The 16,910-nt window shown below is 53.4% G+C and carries 19 protein-coding genes; 10 read left to right on the forward strand and 9 right to left on the reverse strand.

The window, feature by feature from the left end; genetic code table 11:
* Positions 1–333: 333 nt before the first annotated feature.
* Entirely contained in the window at positions 334–966 is a 633-nt protein-coding gene (fimZ, locus tag ACLJNW_RS12100) for a fimbria biosynthesis transcriptional regulator FimZ (protein ID WP_000801273.1), read from the forward strand.
* Between the two features lie 45 nt (positions 967–1,011).
* On the opposite strand, the gene sfmF is transcribed toward fimZ, so the two are convergent.
* The 6 genes from sfmF to fimA form a co-directional block, all read right to left on the reverse strand.
* Complete coding sequence (gene sfmF, locus ACLJNW_RS12105; RefSeq protein WP_000603405.1) at positions 1,012–1,530, reverse strand: fimbria assembly protein; 519 nt, start codon at positions 1,528–1,530, stop codon at positions 1,012–1,014.
* 9 nt (positions 1,531–1,539) lie between these two features.
* Positions 1,540–2,547: a type 1 fimbria D-mannose specific adhesin FimH gene (gene fimH, locus ACLJNW_RS12110; RefSeq protein WP_023203759.1), complete on the reverse strand. Its 1,008-nt coding sequence runs from the start codon at positions 2,545–2,547 to the stop codon at positions 1,540–1,542.
* Between the two features lie 14 nt (positions 2,548–2,561).
* Positions 2,562–5,168 carry a fimbrial biogenesis usher protein gene (locus ACLJNW_RS12115; protein ID WP_024154511.1) on the reverse strand — a complete coding sequence of 869 codons (2,607 nt, stop codon included), beginning with the start codon at positions 5,166–5,168 and terminating at the stop codon, positions 2,562–2,564.
* A 30-nt stretch (positions 5,169–5,198) separates the two neighbouring features.
* Positions 5,199–5,891 (reverse strand): type 1 fimbria chaperone FimC, encoded by a 693-nt coding sequence (fimC, locus tag ACLJNW_RS12120; RefSeq protein WP_001519112.1) that lies wholly within the window; start codon positions 5,889–5,891, stop codon positions 5,199–5,201.
* A gap of 43 nt (positions 5,892–5,934) precedes the next feature.
* Positions 5,935–6,468, reverse strand: coding sequence for a type 1 fimbrial protein subunit FimI (fimI, locus tag ACLJNW_RS12125; RefSeq protein WP_023203762.1), 534 nt, complete (start codon positions 6,466–6,468; stop codon positions 5,935–5,937).
* Positions 6,469–6,542: 74 nt separating this feature from the next.
* The gene (fimA, locus tag ACLJNW_RS12130) at positions 6,543–7,097 is read right to left on the reverse strand and encodes a type 1 fimbrial protein subunit FimA (RefSeq protein ID WP_023238705.1); all 555 of its coding nucleotides are present in this window, start codon (positions 7,095–7,097) and stop codon (positions 6,543–6,545) included.
* Positions 7,098–7,643: 546 nt separating this feature from the next.
* Here fimA and folD point away from each other — a divergent pair.
* The 5 genes from folD to ACLJNW_RS12155 all read left to right on the forward strand — a co-directional run bounded on the left by folD (position 7,644) and on the right by ACLJNW_RS12155 (position 10,647).
* Entirely contained in the window at positions 7,644–8,510 is an 867-nt protein-coding gene (folD, locus tag ACLJNW_RS12135; protein ID WP_000729165.1) for a bifunctional methylenetetrahydrofolate dehydrogenase/methenyltetrahydrofolate cyclohydrolase FolD, read from the forward strand.
* Between the two features lies 1 nt (position 8,511).
* The gene (ybcJ, locus tag ACLJNW_RS12140) at positions 8,512–8,724 is read left to right on the forward strand and encodes a ribosome-associated protein YbcJ (RefSeq protein ID WP_000190280.1); all 213 of its coding nucleotides are present in this window, start codon (positions 8,512–8,514) and stop codon (positions 8,722–8,724) included.
* Positions 8,725–8,850: 126 nt separating this feature from the next.
* A complete protein-coding gene (locus ACLJNW_RS12145) occupies positions 8,851–9,396 on the forward strand; it encodes a metal-dependent hydrolase (RefSeq protein ID WP_001143571.1) in 546 nt (181 codons plus the stop codon).
* Positions 9,389–9,826, forward strand: coding sequence for an STM0539 family protein (locus ACLJNW_RS12150; protein WP_001038574.1), 438 nt, complete (start codon positions 9,389–9,391; stop codon positions 9,824–9,826). The genes ACLJNW_RS12145 and ACLJNW_RS12150 overlap by 8 nt, the downstream gene beginning before the upstream one ends.
* Positions 9,823–10,647, forward strand: coding sequence for a DUF2145 domain-containing protein (locus ACLJNW_RS12155; protein ID WP_023203763.1), 825 nt, complete (start codon positions 9,823–9,825; stop codon positions 10,645–10,647). Before ACLJNW_RS12150 ends, ACLJNW_RS12155 begins: the two co-directional genes overlap by 4 nt.
* Positions 10,648–10,690: 43 nt before the next feature.
* Here ACLJNW_RS12155 and cysS read toward each other — a convergent pair whose 3' ends face one another.
* Positions 10,691–12,076 (reverse strand): cysteine--tRNA ligase, encoded by a 1,386-nt coding sequence (gene cysS / locus ACLJNW_RS12160; RefSeq protein ID WP_000912377.1) that lies wholly within the window; start codon positions 12,074–12,076, stop codon positions 10,691–10,693.
* A gap of 172 nt (positions 12,077–12,248) precedes the next feature.
* On the opposite strand from cysS, the gene ppiB reads away from it, so the two are divergent.
* From ppiB to purK, 4 genes are all read left to right on the forward strand, one after another.
* Positions 12,249–12,743, forward strand: a complete 495-nt coding sequence (gene ppiB, locus ACLJNW_RS12165; RefSeq protein ID WP_000255991.1) for a peptidylprolyl isomerase B — start codon at positions 12,249–12,251, stop codon at positions 12,741–12,743.
* Between the two features lie 2 nt (positions 12,744–12,745).
* Positions 12,746–13,468, forward strand: a complete 723-nt coding sequence (gene lpxH, locus ACLJNW_RS12170) for a UDP-2,3-diacylglucosamine diphosphatase (protein WP_000212284.1) — start codon at positions 12,746–12,748, stop codon at positions 13,466–13,468.
* Between the two features lie 117 nt (positions 13,469–13,585).
* A complete protein-coding gene (gene purE, locus ACLJNW_RS12175) occupies positions 13,586–14,095 on the forward strand; it encodes a 5-(carboxyamino)imidazole ribonucleotide mutase (protein WP_000098736.1) in 510 nt (169 codons plus the stop codon).
* Positions 14,092–15,159, forward strand: a complete 1,068-nt coding sequence (gene purK / locus ACLJNW_RS12180; protein WP_000815601.1) for a 5-(carboxyamino)imidazole ribonucleotide synthase — start codon at positions 14,092–14,094, stop codon at positions 15,157–15,159. Before purE ends, purK begins: the two co-directional genes overlap by 4 nt.
* A 40-nt stretch (positions 15,160–15,199) precedes the next feature.
* On the opposite strand, the gene ACLJNW_RS12185 is transcribed toward purK, so the two are convergent.
* Together ACLJNW_RS12185 and ACLJNW_RS12190 are read right to left on the reverse strand one after the other, a co-directional pair.
* Entirely contained in the window at positions 15,200–16,093 is an 894-nt protein-coding gene (locus ACLJNW_RS12185; RefSeq protein WP_000855337.1) for a carbamate kinase, read from the reverse strand.
* 3 nt (positions 16,094–16,096) lie between these two features.
* Positions 16,097–16,906: a DUF2877 domain-containing protein gene (locus tag ACLJNW_RS12190; protein WP_000821192.1), complete on the reverse strand. Its 810-nt coding sequence runs from the start codon at positions 16,904–16,906 to the stop codon at positions 16,097–16,099.
* Positions 16,907–16,910 lie beyond the last annotated feature (4 nt).

Genomic DNA, 16,910 nt, shown 5'->3' on the forward strand with positions numbered 1-16,910 from the left:
AAAGAAAATAGCTCCACCACGAACAAATTTTCTATAACGCCACAGAACATCCTACCCGCTATCCATAATTCGCATTTCGCAAGACTTTTCCGAGAAATCAGACCAGGTATAATCCATATTGTTTTTACTTAATCAGAAATTTCTTTTTTGTTGGTGCGAAATGGATATTCCACATATTTATTACTCTTACGCAAAATAGCCAGTCAACAGGGAGGTCTCATTCTTTATTATTGCTCCACTGTGTGGTGCGTAGACCTGGCTATTTCACAATCTTTAAGGTGTCTGACGCTTATTCTAAAACGAAGGACGCATAACAGTCTGAGGCATACAACAATGAAACCTGCATCTGTTATCATTATGGACGAACACCCTATTGTAAGAATGTCGATCGAAGTTTTACTCGGTAAAAATAGCAATATTCAGGTTGTCCTGAAAACGGATGATAGCCGAACAGCGATAGAGTATCTGCGCACTTATCCTGTTGACCTTGTCATTCTGGATATTGAATTACCGGGCACCGACGGCTTTACCTTACTTAAACGAATCAAATCTATCCAGGAACATACCCGGATACTTTTTTTATCGTCGAAATCAGAGGCTTTTTATGCCGGAAGAGCAATAAGAGCGGGCGCAAACGGATTTGTAAGTAAACGCAAAGACCTCAATGATATTTATAATGCGGTAAAAATGATTTTATCCGGCTATTCTTTTTTCCCATCTGAGACGCTTAATTTCATCAGTAATACCCGTACCCCCAAAGGTGGGCACCATGATATGCCACTATCTAACCGCGAAGTTACCGTGCTGCGCTATCTGGCCAATGGAATGTCTAACAAAGAAATTGCCGAGCAACTTTTATTGAGTAACAAGACTATCAGCGCGCATAAGGCCAATATATTTTCTAAACTTGGCCTTCACTCTATCGTTGAGCTTATCGATTACGCCAAATCACACGAATTATTGTAAAGGTACTCCCGGCGAATTATCGTTCGGGAGCCACAATAACGGACACTAATTGTAATTGATCAGGAAGGTCGCATCCGCGTTAGCAAGTCCGGGCTGCACGCCATCGGCTAAGGCGATATAGTTCGCATAGAATTTCAGGGTAGCATTGCCATTGTTGTCAATATCGACGGCCTTGCTGGCCTGTTCAAGTGGCAATCGACGTTGATCGCCATCGCGAATTTCAATCGCCAGTTTTTGCGCCATTGCCGTATCAGCAAGCGCCAGTAATGCCGTGCCGGGCGCTGGCGTCCCGGAAAACGTTATAGACGCCGACCCCGGCGGGCAACCTTCAAGTTTTAGGCTAAAGGCTACCGGTTGCGTAGCGTCACCGGCGGCGTGAAGCTGTTTTGTCGGCCAGGTGCCGAGGTTAACCGATTTGTTACTGTCGCCCGCAACCACGGCACAGGTAAAATCCACCACGTTACCGCGCAGTTCAATATTCACTTCGCCCAGAGATGAGTTGGCCTGACTCAGCGGGCTGAACAAAACACAACCGATAGCGATGAAAACGCGCCGAAGGATCATTATGCCTCCTTAATCATAATCGACTCGTAGATAGCCGCGCGCAGTAAACGGCCCTTCCGCCGGTTTAATCCCCGTCACGCTGATTGGCCAGGCGCGAATACCTACGCGAGCGGCGGCGTTATCATCAAGATGAAACGGAATTTTACTCGACAAATTATTGGGTGTAAGCGGCGTACCGTTGCTATTAGCAACCACAAAGCCTAAATCCGGATTATCGGACACCATCGCCTGCCCTGAGGCCTTTTCGGCTTCAAGCCGCATCGATAAATAGGCCTGCGCCGCGACGTTGGTACATTTGATAGCAATGGTTTTCGTTTGCGGCGTGACGCCTTGCGGACGATTACCCGCCCCCGCCTGACTAAATAACGACGCGCCGATATCGCCGAAATCAAACTCCACGACCTGTCCGGCATTCACTTCACAGTTTTGCGGCACTTCCACTTTGCCGCTGTAGCTAATGGTATATACCGGCGTGCTCAACGCGTCGCCGGTAGAGGTCGTCACATAGACGGTAAACATTGTCTGGCGAGGGATCGTCACCATATTAATAAAAGGCCGTATCACTTTTAATTTAAAAACCAGCTTTGAGTCCTGCACGCCAAACGGCTTTTGCTGCGACACGTTATAGTCGACGCCCATGAGAATATAGTTACGGGGCGGATAAAATACGCCAGCGACACTATCGGTGATGCTCATCGCGCCCAGAAGGTAGTCATTCAGCTTGAGGTATTTAAAATTTCCTTCGGTGCTTTGTACCGGTAATTCTGATACATAGCTTCGGTAGGTATAATTCACCGTTGTCCCCGCCGGGCACGTCGCGTTTACGCCGACCCAACCTGATTTTTCCGGCAGCGTAACCACCTGTCCCGGCTGATTATTGCCGCTGGTGAAAACATCTGACAGGTCGTAAAAGATATCGGTCGCCGTCCCGTTTGAATTACGGCAAACCGTCGCCAGCGCGGGATGGGAGAAAAAGAGCGCGGTCCCCGCCAGCAATAGCGCTGAGTATATTTTCATCTCTATTTTTCCTTTTATGACGCCGGACGGATACAGGTCGCGCTGGCTATCGTAATCGCCTGCTTCAGGCTATCCTCCGCCAGAGCGTAAGGGGCGATACAACGCGCGTTTTTCCCCTCTCCCCACTGGATGAACAGTTCACCTTTTAGCGGCAAGCCGCTCAGATAAATTTGCCCGTCATCGCCGACCATACTGGTAATGCCGCTGGCGGTTTCTCGTACTATCGCGCCAAACGGTAACGGACGTCCGCCAAGCCTCGCGGTAATGATTGCCCTTACGCCTATCCGCGTATCAAAAGCAGCCCGCACCAGCGCGCCCTCTGTCGGCACTACGCTGCTGACGTTATTTTCGACATCGGTATGGTTGTCCATCGTGTTGGTATCTAACGCGACGCGGTTATAGCGATATACCGTGGCGTAGGGCATTACCGCATAGCCCCGCCAGTCCGTTTTCACGCCGGTCTGGTTTTCGATGCGCACGCCTTTCGCTCCCGGCGCTTTAATCAAGACATTGGTATCGCCCAACGGTTGGCTAAACGTAATACCATCCGCATGACCGACCACGCCGCCGGAAAGTTGCCAGTTATAGTCATGCTGATCGCGATCGTAGTTATATCCCACGCCCAGCGTGCCATACGTCGCCTGCCAGCTAGCGCTGGCGCTGCCGCTATAACCATTGGTACTGCTACGACCCTGCGTCACGCTGTAGCTCAGATTACGTCCTTCCAGAAGCGTGCCGCCCACTCCGGTCTGCCAGCTATTGTCGCGGTTGCGGTTGGCGTTAAACGTGGCATAAGTACGATCAAGAAGAGTGTCGCGCGCATAACGCCGTCCGGTCAGAACGCTAAACGGAACGGACATATTGAATGCCAGAATGCGGTCGGCGCCTGAGATCCCCACCGACTCGTTCCACGACCATGACAGCGAATAACTTATGCCTTGCCATCCACTGGCGTATCCCAGTTGATACCAGGTATTGGTATCCGGCGTATTCCAGTAATTTTGTTGACTACCGGAAAGATACAGTGACCCGTAATCCCCCAGGTTTTGCGAAATATTGACCTGAAAGCGGCCTTTTTTGCTGTAGCGGAGATTGTGGTAGCTCTGCGCCACCGGCACTTTATGGCGGCGTCCGTCGCTATCGTATTCGTAGTCGTACCCTTCCATACTGCGGTATGCCACATCATCCAGGGTGTAAAATCCGCGCGTGGAATAGCGGTAACCCAGCAATTGAAAATTAGTCCCGTAATTATTCAGCGATTTGGCGTACAGAAAACGCAACGATTGCCCCTGATGGGTGCTGTCATCTGCCAGTTGGCTACGCGCATGTGTGACATCGACCGACACGGCTCCCCAGTCGCCCAAATTTCGCCCCGCCCCGACCACCACGGCACGGTAACGATCGGCAAGTTGCGTACCGCCGTAAGCCGTCAGCCCCGCAGGCAGGCCAGCAATCACCGTTCCCTGGAAAAAGAATGGCGAAGACTGCTGACTATTGCCGCTGTGAAAATCCCCGGCCACCAGGTCATACTTCACCCTGCCCTCACGCTGCAATAGCGGAACGGTAGAGTAAGGCACCGTGTAACGTTGTTGGCTACCGTCTTTTTCATCTACCGTCACCTCAAGGTCGCCGCTGGAAGAGGTAGGATTAAGATCGGTAATCGCAAACGCGCCCGGCGACACATAGCTTTGGTAGATAACATACCCGTTCTGTCGTATCGTCAGCTTTGCCGCCGTCCGGGCGATCCCTCTGACCGTGGGGGCGTAGCCCTGCAGGCTATCGGGATACATATTGTCAGAAGAGTACAGCCGCGCTCCGCGAAAGCCGACACTATCGAAAACATCGTTCCCGGTATTGCTGTCCCCCATGACCAGTTCGCTTTTTAGCGGAATGATGGCGCGCTGTACCCAGGTGCCAATGTTGTTCCAGCGTTGCGAATGATAGCCGTCCCCTTTCGAATAGTTCCAGGCTCCGTTATTACGCAACCGCCAGGGGCCATAGTTCAAGCCGCTCAGCAGACTCAAAAAATAGCTATCGCTGTCTGTTCCGCGGCTACCGGTAAAACTGTAATTAATGAGTGCGGCAGGTATCCCTTCATCCCACTCTTCCGGCGGGATATAGCCACGCGCGCTGTTGAGCAATGACGCCTGCGGCAAGCTAATGTTTAAGCGCATCGACGCGAAATCGAACGCGACCTCCGCGCCCGGGATTTTCTCAGGAAGGTGAATACACGTGGTATCGACGCCTTTATCTGAGACAGGGAACGCCGCGGTATTCACGCCCAGCCGTTTAATCCACTCCGGTGTAAAACAAGGCATCAGGCCGCCGGATTTATCGCCGGTGCCCACGGCGCCCGCCTCAAAACGAATATCCTGCGTCGCTACGAATTCGTCGTTACGCCAGATATCCACCCGGTAAATACCGGGCGGCTGATGATTACCTTTTTCAAAGCGAGATAAATCCGCCACGGATGCGGTATCCGCCGACAAAAACGCAGGGTTGAAATAACTTTCGCCGCGGCTCGTCAGCGGACACAGCGCCGCCAGCACCGACAGCGCCACGCCGCTTAACGGTGATACATAGCCGGGAAATCGCCCTGCAAACCAGGTTGTCTTCTTCATCGTGTTCTCGTGTGGCTTCACGCTCTCTGCTTAACCGAGACTGGCCGTTGTCGCCGACGTCAATGCGCCGTAATCATTGACGGTCTGAAATGTCACGCTGCCCTGCGCGCCAGTCGGTAAGGGAATTTGCATGTCGCTTTTTGGCGCGATCATCACGTTATCAATCTTTTTCGCGCCCACGCTGATATTGACCAGCGTGAGGTAATAAGCAGATGGGTTGGTTATCTTGAGATGGTTGCCGACACGGGAAAATTTCAGCAAGGTCGGCGCGTCTTCCGGCGTCTGCGGCAAATTCGCCGGACGCACGAACAGTTTGATGCGCGACAGAATCGCCAGTTGCAGAACGTTTTTTCCTTCAATATGACTTTTATCGACCGACGGAATGGCTTTCACGTTCATCCAGAATAACGACTCCCGATCCCCGGGTAGCGGTTGCCCGGCGTAGATAATACGCAGCGTGTTTTCGCTTTTGGGTTCGCTGACGAATAAAGGCGGCGTAACGATAAACGTTTTTTCTTTCTGCCCGGCGCTATTTTCGATCCATGAATTGACGAGGTAACGTTCTTGAGTATCGCTATTACTGATTGCCAGAGAAGTCTGTTTCGCCGCCGAGGGATAAATAACGCGCGTGGCGCCTAATGCAATCCCCCCCGCCGCCTGTACGTTCAGCGAAGTAAATAACGTGAGAAGAACAATAAAGCCTAATTTTATACTATTCAGCATGGTAAAAAATACCTTTTGCATTGAGTCACGTCGGCAAGAAAATTCATGGGTAAACCAGCGTAAACCACACTTCTGAATGAATTCGTCCCGGCGTCATATTTTCTGAAATTGCCCGATAGCGGGCAGTAAAATGCAAAGTCATTTCTGACGTTAAAATGGGCGTGTAATGAAGCGGTAACGTGTTAGGTATGATTTGCCGCTGCTGGTCATCAAATAATGCCAGGCCGATTCCGGCATTACCGATACCCTCGCCGCTGGCCAGAAAAACATGGGGATCTTCCGCAGGCGTAACGCCGGCAAACGCAATGCCGACATGACGCCAGACCTCCGCGCTACAGGAGATTAACCGTAACGAAAATGGAACGCTGACGGGAGCGAAGCTGCCAGGACCGGTAAACGCATTCGTGCGGTACTGTCCCATCAGTACGCGCAAATCCTGGCTTTCTGTGGCGACAGCGCAGCCGCCATTGACCAGTTGTCCGCGCAGGTGAACACGCCCGCTCTCCACCATTACCGGCTGCGCAATAACGGGCGACATCAAAGTAAGCCCCACTAGCGCCGCGCCTTTCCTTATCATCTGCTATGTTCTCTTTTATCCCCGATAGCCTCTTCCGTTGAGGCGCCTCCCTTCCCTGGCGTTCCCTGACGGGATTATTCGTATTTCATGATAAAGGTGGCGTCGGCATTAGCCTGGCCTGGCGTCGCGGCGGCGGTTGCCTTATAGCGTGCGGTAAAACGCAGCGTATTGGTGCCTTCAACCAGCGCCTGCTTCGCCGAGAAGGTCGCGCCGTCCGGCTTCAACGGTGAGGAGGTGTTATCAAGAATCTCAATCCCGACGCCGGTTGCGGTAGTGCTATTGTCCGCAGAGGAGACAGCCAGCAAATTAGGGTTGGTGTTATCTGCCTGACCAGAGAAAGCCACGGCAGCGGTGGCCGCCACTTTCGGATCGCAGTCATTCAGGACGATGGAGAAAGGCACCTGCGCAGTCGTATTACCAATCGCCGTAAAGCTGGCGGTACGGTATTGACCCAGCGTCACCGTTTGATCGGCGGATTTAGTGCTGACGGCACAGGCTGCATTAACCAGTTTACCTTCGAAATGAATAGTACCGCCACTCACGCTCACCGGAGTAGGATCAGCCGCAACCGCTGCGCCAGCGACAAACATCAGACTCGCAATAGTAGAGGTCATTAATTTATATTTCATGGATTCCCCTTGAATTACACACACCCGGTTTCGGCATCCTGTCGGCTCCGTTTGAATTATTATCGACATAGCATGTCAGAAAAGTTATCTCTGCATCCTGTAAAGATAGATATCGCAGATTAATTAGCTTTCTGTTTCTCCCCTGAGTATCAGACGCAGTAATTAATCTTTGCGAATATGACATTTCGTCACGGTAATAAATTAAACATTTCGCTAAATAAAAAATAGCCGCAAACTCTTTTAATGACCTAAGCTAATTCTTATTGGGATATAAGAAGGGTCTAATCTTATTTTGTATAAAATGTCGCATTATGCCGCCCGATGCTATTAACGGCGAGGGATTACGGTAACCATAGCCAGGGTGATGAATTGTTTCTTTTTGGTTAATCATGGCGCGCTTACTGGTCACGTCTCAGCATCGGCAACGAACGGGGGAGACGTCGCGTTTGCATCGGAAACACAAACGTTAACTGACAGCGAGGCCCGCTTCTGACAAAATAGCGTTATCCCCTTTGACTTGAAGTAACAGATGGAATCTTCTCTCTGATGGCAGCAAAGATTATTGACGGTAAAACGATTGCGCAGCAGGTGCGATCTGAGGTTGCTCAAAAAGTTCAGGCACGCGTCGCAGCAGGACTTCGCGCTCCCGGCCTGGCTGTGGTGTTGGTCGGCAGCAATCCGGCCTCACAGATTTATGTCGCAAGCAAACGTAAAGCGTGCGACGAAGTGGGATTCGTCTCCCGCTCCTATGACTTGCCAGAAACCACCAGCGAAGCCGAACTGCTGGCGCTTATCGATACTCTGAATGCAGATAACACGATCGACGGTATTCTGGTGCAGTTGCCTTTACCGGCAGGCATCGACAACGTTAAAGTGCTGGAGCGTATCGCGCCAGATAAAGACGTAGACGGTTTTCATCCTTATAATGTCGGTCGTCTGTGCCAGCGTGCGCCGCGCCTGCGTCCCTGTACGCCCCGCGGTATAGTGACCCTGCTTGAGCGTTACAACATTGATACCTACGGCTTGAATGCGGTGGTCATTGGCGCGTCCAATATCGTTGGACGCCCAATGAGCATGGAGCTGCTGCTGGCTGGCTGTACGACTACCGTTACGCACCGCTTTACCAAAGATCTGCGTCACCATGTCGAGCATGCTGATTTGCTCATTGTCGCCGTAGGTAAACCGGGCTTTATTCCCGGCGAATGGATTAAAGAAGGCGCAATTGTGATTGATGTCGGTATTAACCGTCTGGAAAATGGCAAGGTCGTTGGCGACGTCGTGTTTGACGAAGCCGCGGCGCGCGCGTCATACATCACGCCAGTACCGGGCGGCGTCGGCCCGATGACGGTCGCCACGCTTATCGAAAACACGCTGCAGGCGTGCATTGAATATCACGATCCACAAGGAAAATAACATGGCGACATTCTCTTTAGGCAAGCACCCGCACGTCGAGCTGTGCGATCTGCTCAAGCTGGAAGGCTGGAGCGAAAGCGGCGCGCAGGCGAAAATCGCCATTGCCGACGGGTTGGTGAAGGTTGATGGCACGGTTGAAACGCGTAAGCGCTGCAAAATTGTCGCCGGGCAAACCGTTAGCTTTGAAGGCCAAAGTGTGAACGTCGTGGCCTGATACAAGTGCCGGATAGCGACGCAAAGCGTCTTATCCGGCCTGATTACGCTGTCTTTTCAGATAATCATCCACTTAATCCTCTGCGTTCCAACTGCTAGCATGGCTATTTCCCTGTGAACCATCGCTATGCCTACCGTTATCACCCACGCCGCCGTTCCTCTGTGTCTTGGCGCAGGCTTAGGCCTGAAAGTTATCCCTCCTCGCCTGCTGTTTGCCGGTGTTGTGCTGGCGATGCTCCCCGATGCCGACGTGCTGGCCTTTAAATTTGGCGTCGCCTACGGCAACGTGTTCGGCCATCGTGGATTTACCCATTCTTTACTTTTCGCATTCGTCCTCCCCCTGTTGTGCGTACTCGCGGGACGACGATGGTTTCGAGCGGGGCAGGTGCGCTGCTGGCTGTTTTTAACCGTTTCATTGCTGTCGCACAGCCTGCTGGATTCGATAACCACGGGTGGGAAAGGCGTCGGCTGGCTGTGGCCGTGGTCGGATGAACGTTTCTTTGCGCCCTGGCAGGTGATTAAAGTCGCGCCGTTTGCGCTTTCAAGCTACATCACGCCGTATGGACACCAGGTCATTCTCTCAGAATTGCTGTGGGTGTGGTTGCCGGGAAGTATTTTAGTGTTATTTCTATGGGTACTTAAAACGCATATTAAAAGGAATCAATATGAATAAAATGACATTCGCCGCCGCGGTCATCTGTTTCTCATTTTCCCACGCCAGCTATAGCGAAGAAATGTCTGCCACTGGCTGGTATGCGGCATCGTCTGCGGTTGTCAGCGTGGGCAGTTCCGCACTGGTTAGCGGAATTATACTCTCCCCCGTACTGCTGCCGCTCAACCTGAGCATTGGATCTGTTGTCGAAAATAAAAAGCAAAAAACCGCGCTGTTAACCACTAAGTCCCCCGATAACAAAGACATTAAAATGCAAGTTCCTCTAAATGTCGTCAAAGAAGGCAACCTCAAAGCAGGTGATAAAGTCACTCTGGAAAAAACGCAGGAAGGCACCGGCGCTTATTTGAAAAAAGAGGGCAAGGTCCTTGCCCATATGGTAAATCAGGACGACGCAGGACTTTCCAGCAACCAGACGGTACCGGCCAAATGAAGCGGTTCGCGTTTGCCCTGTGGCTCAGCGCAATCTCGCTCAACGCTTATGCAGACAGTGCTAACTGTCACCAAAAAGCAAACACGCCGGAGAGCATCGCAGCGACAATGGATCAGGCGTTACAACTCAAACAGCAGCTTAACAGTCAACCCGATCCGGTCGTCATTCTGGTTCGCCAGGGGCAAGATATGTCGAGCCGACATTTAACCTGGTCACATGCTGGCTATGCCATGCGCCAGCCAAACGGAGACTGGCGGGTTTACCATAATCTGAATACTTGCGGAACCGCTGAATCAGCGCTCTATATACAAGGTCTGTATGAGTTTCTGGCTGATGACCTGGTGAATCAGAGCATTGCCGTTTTGCGCCCGCGTTCAGATATCGCGACGGCATTACAAACGCTCTTACATAGCGCTATCAAACTCAATCTCTTCCACAGTCCCCGCTATAACCTGATTGCGTGGCCTTTTTCCGGCCCTTATCAGAATTCGAATGGCTGGCTTCTCGAAGTGTTTGCGCGAGCAAACGATGCGCAGGTTTGGTCACGTAATGATGCCCGCCGCTGGTTGCAGCTTCAGGGTTATCAACCCTCTATCGTTAGTGCTGGCACTTTTGAACGATTAGGCGCAAAACTGTTCACCCCCAACGTTTTCACCGACGATCAGCCAGCAGAATTGCTGCGAAAAGGAAATGTGGGGCTAAACAGCGGCGACAGCGTCATCCGCTTTATTGCCCGTTACAGCCGGGCAATACCCGGGTGTGAACATCAGAATCTGGGGGAGTCGGTGTGTGTTTATCTTTCGCCCGGTGCGAAAAAATAAAAAACAGGCCGTTCTATGCAAATAGAGCGGCCTGTAAAAGCGCTTACTTACGCCGCCAGGTGGTGCCCTGCGGGCCATCTTCCAGAATAATACCCATTTCAGTGAGACGATCGCGCGCCGCGTCCGCCGCCGCCCAGTCTTTCGCTTTACGGGCATCCAGACGCTGTTGAATCAAGGCTTCAATTTCCGCAACTTCACCGTCATCCGCCTGCGCGCCGCTTTGCAGGAAAACATCCGGCTCCTGCTCCAGCAGTCCCAGCACGCCGGAAATCTTCCGCAGATGAGACGCCATCGCATTCGCGGCGGTCATATCTTCGCCCTTCAGACGGTTGACTTCACGCGCCATATCAAACAGGACGGAGTAGGCTTCCGGCGTGTTGAAATCGTCATTCATCGCCTCCACGAAACGCGCCTCAAACGCCTCGCCGCCCGCCGGGGCCGCTGATTTATCCGTTCCACGCAATGCGGTGTATAACCGCTCCAGCGAGGCGCGCGCCTGCTTGAGGTTCTCTTCGCTGTAGTTCAGTTGGCTACGGTAATGCCCGGACATCAGGAAGTAGCGCACGGTTTCCGCATCGTAGTATTTCAGCACGTCGCGCACGGTAAAGAAGTTGCCCAGCGATTTGGACATCTTCTCGCGATCCACCATCACCATACCGGAGTGCATCCAGTAGTTGACGTATTCGCCGTCATGCGCGCAGGTAGACTGGGCAATCTCGTTTTCATGGTGCGGGAACATCAGATCGGAACCGCCGCCGTGAATATCAAAATGGTTGCCCAACTGCTTGCAGTTCATCGCCGAACATTCAATGTGCCAGCCCGGACGCCCTTCGCCCCACGGCGACGGCCAGCTCGGCTCGCCCTCTTTCGACATTTTCCACAGCACGAAGTCCATCGGGTTACGCTTCACGTCAACGACATCCACGCGCGCGCCCGCCTGAAGCTGCTCAAGATCCTGACGGGAAAGCTGCCCATAAGTCGGATCGGTCGGTACATCGAACATCACATCGCCGTTATCCGCCACATAGGCGTGTCCTTTCTCGATTAAGGTGCGGGTGAGCTCGATAATTTCCTGAATATGGTGCGTCGCACGCGGCTCGCTGTCCGGACGCAGAATATTCAGCGCGTCGAAGTCCTGATGCATTTCCGCAATCATTCTGTCGACCAGCGCGACAAAACTTTCGCCATTTTCATTGGCGCGTTTAATAATTTTATCGTCGATATCGGTAATGTTACGCACATACTTCAGCTTATAACCGAGAAAACGCAAATAGCGCGCGACAACGTCAAAAGCGACAAACGTGCGTCCGTGGCCAATGTGGCAGAGATCGTAAACGGTGATACCACACACGTACATGCCGACTTCCCCGGCATGAATGGGTTTGAATTCCTCTTTTTGGCGCGTCAGTGTATTAAAAATTTTTAACATCGAAGATTCCGTATAGACGTGTGTGGGTAATAATCTCTGTATGATACATATTATTCGTAATCGAAGCAGCACACTTTGCAAGGTGATCGCAGCTTACGGTTATGCTATAACAAGCCCCTATATGTGCCACATTGCGGGCTAAAGCACCACTCTCTTGGAACAGGATGCAAAAATGGTTACTTTCCACACTAATCACGGCGATATCGTAATCAAAACCTTTGATGATAAAGCGCCTGAAACAGTTAAAAACTTCCTGGACTACTGCCGCGAAGGTTTTTACAACAACACCATTTTCCACCGTGTGATTAACGGTTTTATGATTCAGGGCGGCGGCTTTGAGCCGGGCATGAAACAGAAAGCCACCAAAGAGGCGATCAAAAACGAAGCCAACAATGGTCTGAAAAATACCCGTGGTACGCTGGCGATGGCGCGTACTCAGGCACCACACTCGGCTACCGCGCAATTCTTCATCAACGTGGCAGACAACGACTTCCTGAACTTCTCCGGCGAAAGTCTGCAGGGCTGGGGCTACTGCGTCTTTGCGGAAGTCGTAGAAGGTATGGACGTGGTAGATAAAATCAAAGGCGTCGCCACTGGCCGTAGCGGTATGCACCAGGACGTACCAAAAGAAGACGTCATCATTGAAAACGTGACCGTCAGCGAGTAATCGTGGCGACACTGTTTATTGCAGACTTGCATCTGCAAACGGAAGAACCGGCGATCGTCGCCGGTTTTCTGCGTTTTTTAGCCGTAGAAGCCCGTCAGGCTGACGCGCTGTATATTCTTGGCGATCTCTTCGAGGCCTGGATTGGCGACGACGACCCCAACCCGCTACATCGTGAAATGGCCGTTGCCATTAAATCGCTGGTTGATTCCGGCGTCCCCTGCTTCTTTATTCATGGTAATCGCGACTTCCTGATTGGCAAACGCTTTGCCCGCGAAAGCGGCATGATTCTACTGCCGCAGGAAAAAGTGCTCGACCTGTATGGCCGCAATGTGTTGATTATGCACGGCGATACGCTCTGTACCGATGATGCCGGATATCAGGCGTTTCGCGCCAAAGTCCATAATCCGTGGGTTCAACGACTATTCCTTACCCTGCCGCTGTTTATCCGCCGCCGTATCGCCGCCAGAATGCGCGCCGGCAGTAAAGCCGCCAACAGCAGCAAATCGCTGGATATTATGGACGTCAATGCGCAGACCGTCGTCGCCGAAATGGAAAAACACCGCGTACAGTGGCTGATTCACGGTCATACCCACCGCCCGGCGGTGCATGAACTTTCCGCCAACGACCAGCCCGCATTCCGCGTGGTGTTAGGCGCATGGCATCATGAAGGTTCAATGGTAAAAGTCACGCCGGATAACGTGGAGTTAATCGCCTTCCCCCTGTAAATGTTCGTCGAATCGTCCGTTACGGCGCGCACGCAACCGTTTTCCTTACCTGATTATCATGCTATTCTCTGACACCTCAAAAGCAGCGTGTCCCGCACCACAGGAGTTTTAAGACGCATGTCTTCCCGCAATAATCCGGCGCGTGTCGCCATCGTGATGGGGTCCAAAAGCGACTGGGCTACCATGCAATTCGCCGCCGAAATTTTTGAAATTCTGGATGTCCCGCACCATGTAGAAGTGGTTTCCGCCCATCGCACCCCCGATAAACTGTTCAGCTTCGCCGAAACGGCGGAAGAGAACGGATATCAAGTGATTATTGCCGGCGCGGGCGGCGCGGCGCACCTGCCGGGAATGATTGCGGCAAAAACGCTGGTCCCGGTACTCGGCGTGCCGGTACAAAGCGCTGCGCTAAGCGGCGTGGATAGCCTCTACTCCATCGTGCAGATGCCGCGCGGCATTCCGGTGGGTACGCTGGCGATCGGTAAAGCCGGTGCCGCTAACGCCGCCCTGCTCGCCGCGCAGATTCTGGCGCAACACGACGCGGAACTGCATCAGCGCATTGCCGACTGGCGCAAAGCGCAAACCGATGAAGTTCTGGAAAATCCCGATCCGCGGGGGACGCTATGAAGCAAGTTTGCGTTCTCGGCAACGGACAACTGGGCCGAATGCTGCGCCAGGCGGGAGAACCGCTGGGTATCGCCGTCTGGCCGGTTGGCCTGGATGCAGAGCCTACCGCCGTGCCGGTACAGCAGAGCGTCATTACCGCAGAGATTGAGCGCTGGCCGGAAACCGCGCTTACCCGCGAGCTGGCGCGCCACCCGGCCTTCGTCAATCGCGATGTATTTCCGATCATCGCCGACCGTCTGACACAAAAACAGCTTTTCGATAAACTGGGACTCGCGACCGCGCCGTGGCAGCTGCTGACCAGCGCCGACGAGTGGTCCGGCATCTTTGACCGCCTGGGCGAACTGGCGATTATTAAGCGTCGCGTTGGCGGCTACGACGGTCGCGGGCAGTGGCGTCTACGCGCGGACGAAACCGGGCAACTGCCGGATGACTGCTATGGCGAATGTATTGTTGAGCGCGGTATCCATTTTTCCGGCGAAGTGTCGTTAGTCGGCGCGCGCGCTCATGACGGCAGTACCGTGTTTTACCCGCTAACGCACAATTTGCATCAGGACGGCATCTTGCGGACCAGCGTCGCGTTCCCACAGGCGAACGCCGAACAGCAGGAGCAGGCGGAATCGATGCTGTCAGCAATTATGCAGGCGCTGAACTACGTCGGCGTAATGGCGATGGAATGTTTTATCACGCCGGAAGGCCTGTTAATCAATGAACTGGCGCCGCGCGTGCATAACAGCGGACACTGGACGCAAAATGGCGCCAGCATCAGTCAGTTTGAATTGCATTTGCGCGCGATTACCGGCCTGCCGTTGCCCGCGCCGGTGATTAACGCCCCGTCGGTGATGATCAACCTGATCGGCAGCGAGCTGAATTACGACTGGCTGAAGCTGCCGCTGGTACATCTGCACTGGTATGATAAAGCGGTACGTCCGGGGCGAAAAGTCGGCCATCTGAATCTGACCGACAGCGATACGTCACGTCTTAGCGCCACCCTGGAAGCGCTCTCTCCGCTCCTGCCGGGCGAATACGCCAGCGGCATTATCTGGGCGCAAAGTAAGCTTAAATAAACAGCGTGGGCGGCGCATTCTCTGTTGCCGCCCGTCGCGATCACAGACAGATGCAGGTTCCCGCCCTGCCCGCCAGGGTATCGTCAATACGCGACAGCGCGCCAATCCATGCCGGCTTTCCGCACCGCTTCACATACCCGCTTACCGCGGTCACCTTCGGTCCCATCGCGCCATCGGCTTTGGCAAACGGCGCCAGCTCATCGGGCGAAGCCTGACGAATAGCGCGCTGCTGCGGCGTTCCCCAATGTTCATACACCGCATCCGCATCCGTCAAAATGATCAGACCATCGGCCGCTATCTGCTCCGCCAGCAATGCCGCCGCCAGGTCTTTATCTATCACCGCCTCGACCCCTTCGCCTTCGCCGGCAACAGGTACCCCGCCACCGCCGCTGCAAATCACCACATGGCCCTCTTTTAGCAATAACTCAATAGCGGCGCTTTCGATAATCTGACGCGGCGCCGGGGAAGCGACGACACGGCGCAGATATTTTCCATCACGTTTCATATGCCAGCCATAAGTCGCTTCCAGCGCCATTTGCTCTTCTGGCGAATAAACGGGACCGATAAACTTTTCCGGTTCAAGAAAAGCAGGATCGTCCGCCGATACCTTTATTCGCGTTAATACCGCAGTCACCGGCGGCATATCGGGTTCAAGCGCCAGACGTTGCGCCAGCATATAGCCGATCATTCCCTGACTCTCCGCTACCAGCACATCCAGCGGATAAGGCTCAACGGCTTTCCAGGCAAGGTTCTGTAAAGCCAACAGGCCGACCTGGGGGCCGTTGCCATGTACTATCGCCAGCCGATACGAGCGGGCAAGTCGCGCCAGCGCAGGCACCGCGTCGGCAATATTACGATATTGATTCTCTGCCGTTAGCGCTTCTCCGCGCTGCAATAATGCGTTGCCGCCAAGAGCAACTACCAACGTTTTCATTCCCTATCCTTTTACTATTTGTTGTCCAAGCCAGAACCCCAGCAGCGTATCCGCGCCAGAGGTGTGCCCCAGCGCCAGCAGTCCGTCAATCGCCGTTTCTGTGCGAACATCTCGTCGCAGCGCATGAATAAAGTGGAGTAAAGGCGACGCGAAATAACCCATAGCCGCATAGCGTAAATAGCTAACGCTCACGAGCGTCGTCGCCCGATCAAGGCTGCCGGATTGGGCAAAAAAATTACGCCCGGCGCGTTCATCTATGGCGCCAAAATACCAGGCCGCCAGCAACATTCCTGTCAGCGTGTCGTCATGACTGGGCGTTAAGCCCGGCCCTTTACCCAGCCATAGCCGCCAGTCAGTCGCAGCACCTGCAAGCGCCGACTGAAAGCAGTGACAAAACTGGCGAAGTTCCGGACATAGAGGCTGAGCTGCGGCGACGGTTAACGGCCCAAACAGTCCCGTCTCCTCACTACGCTGCATGTACGTCGCGTTAAGACGCGGCGACGCAAGATAGCGTGGAACCCGCAGCGAACAGCGCCTCTCCGGCTCGCATAAAAGAAACTCGCCAATCTGAATACCGGCAGCGGTTGACTGCGGTTTTTCGCCATCGGTGAGCACATCGCGCAAGGCGTCAAAATCGCCGCCGCGCAGTATCCACCCTCCCGGACTGAAGCCGCTCCCCCGACGGTGAAGCGTTAATAACTCACCGCTTTTCGCCACAAAATTAATAGAGCGACGCCATACCCCTGACATCTGCCAGGGTTGCCGATAATCCGCCGATTGTCGGCTTGCCATAAGAGGATGGATACGTTTCATGAGA

This window comes from Salmonella sp. SAL4457 (genome assembly GCF_046548235.1).
GTDB lineage: Bacteria > Pseudomonadota > Gammaproteobacteria > Enterobacterales > Enterobacteriaceae > Salmonella > Salmonella enterica.

What these genes read in the sequence shown, in the direction of transcription:
- fimA (WP_023238705.1), bottom strand. Translation starts at nt 7,097, where the DNA reads ATGAAATATAAATTAATGACCTCTACTATTGCGAGTCTGATGTTTGTC.
- ACLJNW_RS12145 (WP_001143571.1), top strand. Translation starts at nt 8,851, where the DNA reads ATGCCTACCGTTATCACCCACGCCGCCGTTCCTCTGTGTCTTGGCGCA.
- ACLJNW_RS12150 (WP_001038574.1), top strand. Translation starts at nt 9,389, where the DNA reads ATGAATAAAATGACATTCGCCGCCGCGGTCATCTGTTTCTCATTTTCC.
- ppiB (WP_000255991.1), top strand. Translation starts at nt 12,249, where the DNA reads ATGGTTACTTTCCACACTAATCACGGCGATATCGTAATCAAAACCTTT.
- fimC (WP_001519112.1), bottom strand. Translation starts at nt 5,891, where the DNA reads ATGCTGAATAGTATAAAATTAGGCTTTATTGTTCTTCTCACGTTATTT.
- fimH (WP_023203759.1), bottom strand. Translation starts at nt 2,547, where the DNA reads ATGAAAATATACTCAGCGCTATTGCTGGCGGGGACCGCGCTCTTTTTC.
- purE (WP_000098736.1), top strand. Translation starts at nt 13,586, where the DNA reads ATGTCTTCCCGCAATAATCCGGCGCGTGTCGCCATCGTGATGGGGTCC.
- purK (WP_000815601.1), top strand. Translation starts at nt 14,092, where the DNA reads ATGAAGCAAGTTTGCGTTCTCGGCAACGGACAACTGGGCCGAATGCTG.
- ACLJNW_RS12185 (WP_000855337.1), bottom strand. Translation starts at nt 16,093, where the DNA reads ATGAAAACGTTGGTAGTTGCTCTTGGCGGCAACGCATTATTGCAGCGC.
- cysS (WP_000912377.1), bottom strand. Translation starts at nt 12,076, where the DNA reads ATGTTAAAAATTTTTAATACACTGACGCGCCAAAAAGAGGAATTCAAA.
- folD (WP_000729165.1), top strand. Translation starts at nt 7,644, where the DNA reads ATGGCAGCAAAGATTATTGACGGTAAAACGATTGCGCAGCAGGTGCGA.
- ACLJNW_RS12115 (WP_024154511.1), bottom strand. Translation starts at nt 5,168, where the DNA reads ATGAAGAAGACAACCTGGTTTGCAGGGCGATTTCCCGGCTATGTATCA.
- ACLJNW_RS12155 (WP_023203763.1), top strand. Translation starts at nt 9,823, where the DNA reads ATGAAGCGGTTCGCGTTTGCCCTGTGGCTCAGCGCAATCTCGCTCAAC.
- sfmF (WP_000603405.1), bottom strand. Translation starts at nt 1,530, where the DNA reads ATGATCCTTCGGCGCGTTTTCATCGCTATCGGTTGTGTTTTGTTCAGC.
- fimZ (WP_000801273.1), top strand. Translation starts at nt 334, where the DNA reads ATGAAACCTGCATCTGTTATCATTATGGACGAACACCCTATTGTAAGA.
- fimI (WP_023203762.1), bottom strand. Translation starts at nt 6,468, where the DNA reads ATGATAAGGAAAGGCGCGGCGCTAGTGGGGCTTACTTTGATGTCGCCC.
- ACLJNW_RS12190 (WP_000821192.1), bottom strand. Translation starts at nt 16,906, where the DNA reads ATGAAACGTATCCATCCTCTTATGGCAAGCCGACAATCGGCGGATTAT.
- ybcJ (WP_000190280.1), top strand. Translation starts at nt 8,512, where the DNA reads ATGGCGACATTCTCTTTAGGCAAGCACCCGCACGTCGAGCTGTGCGAT.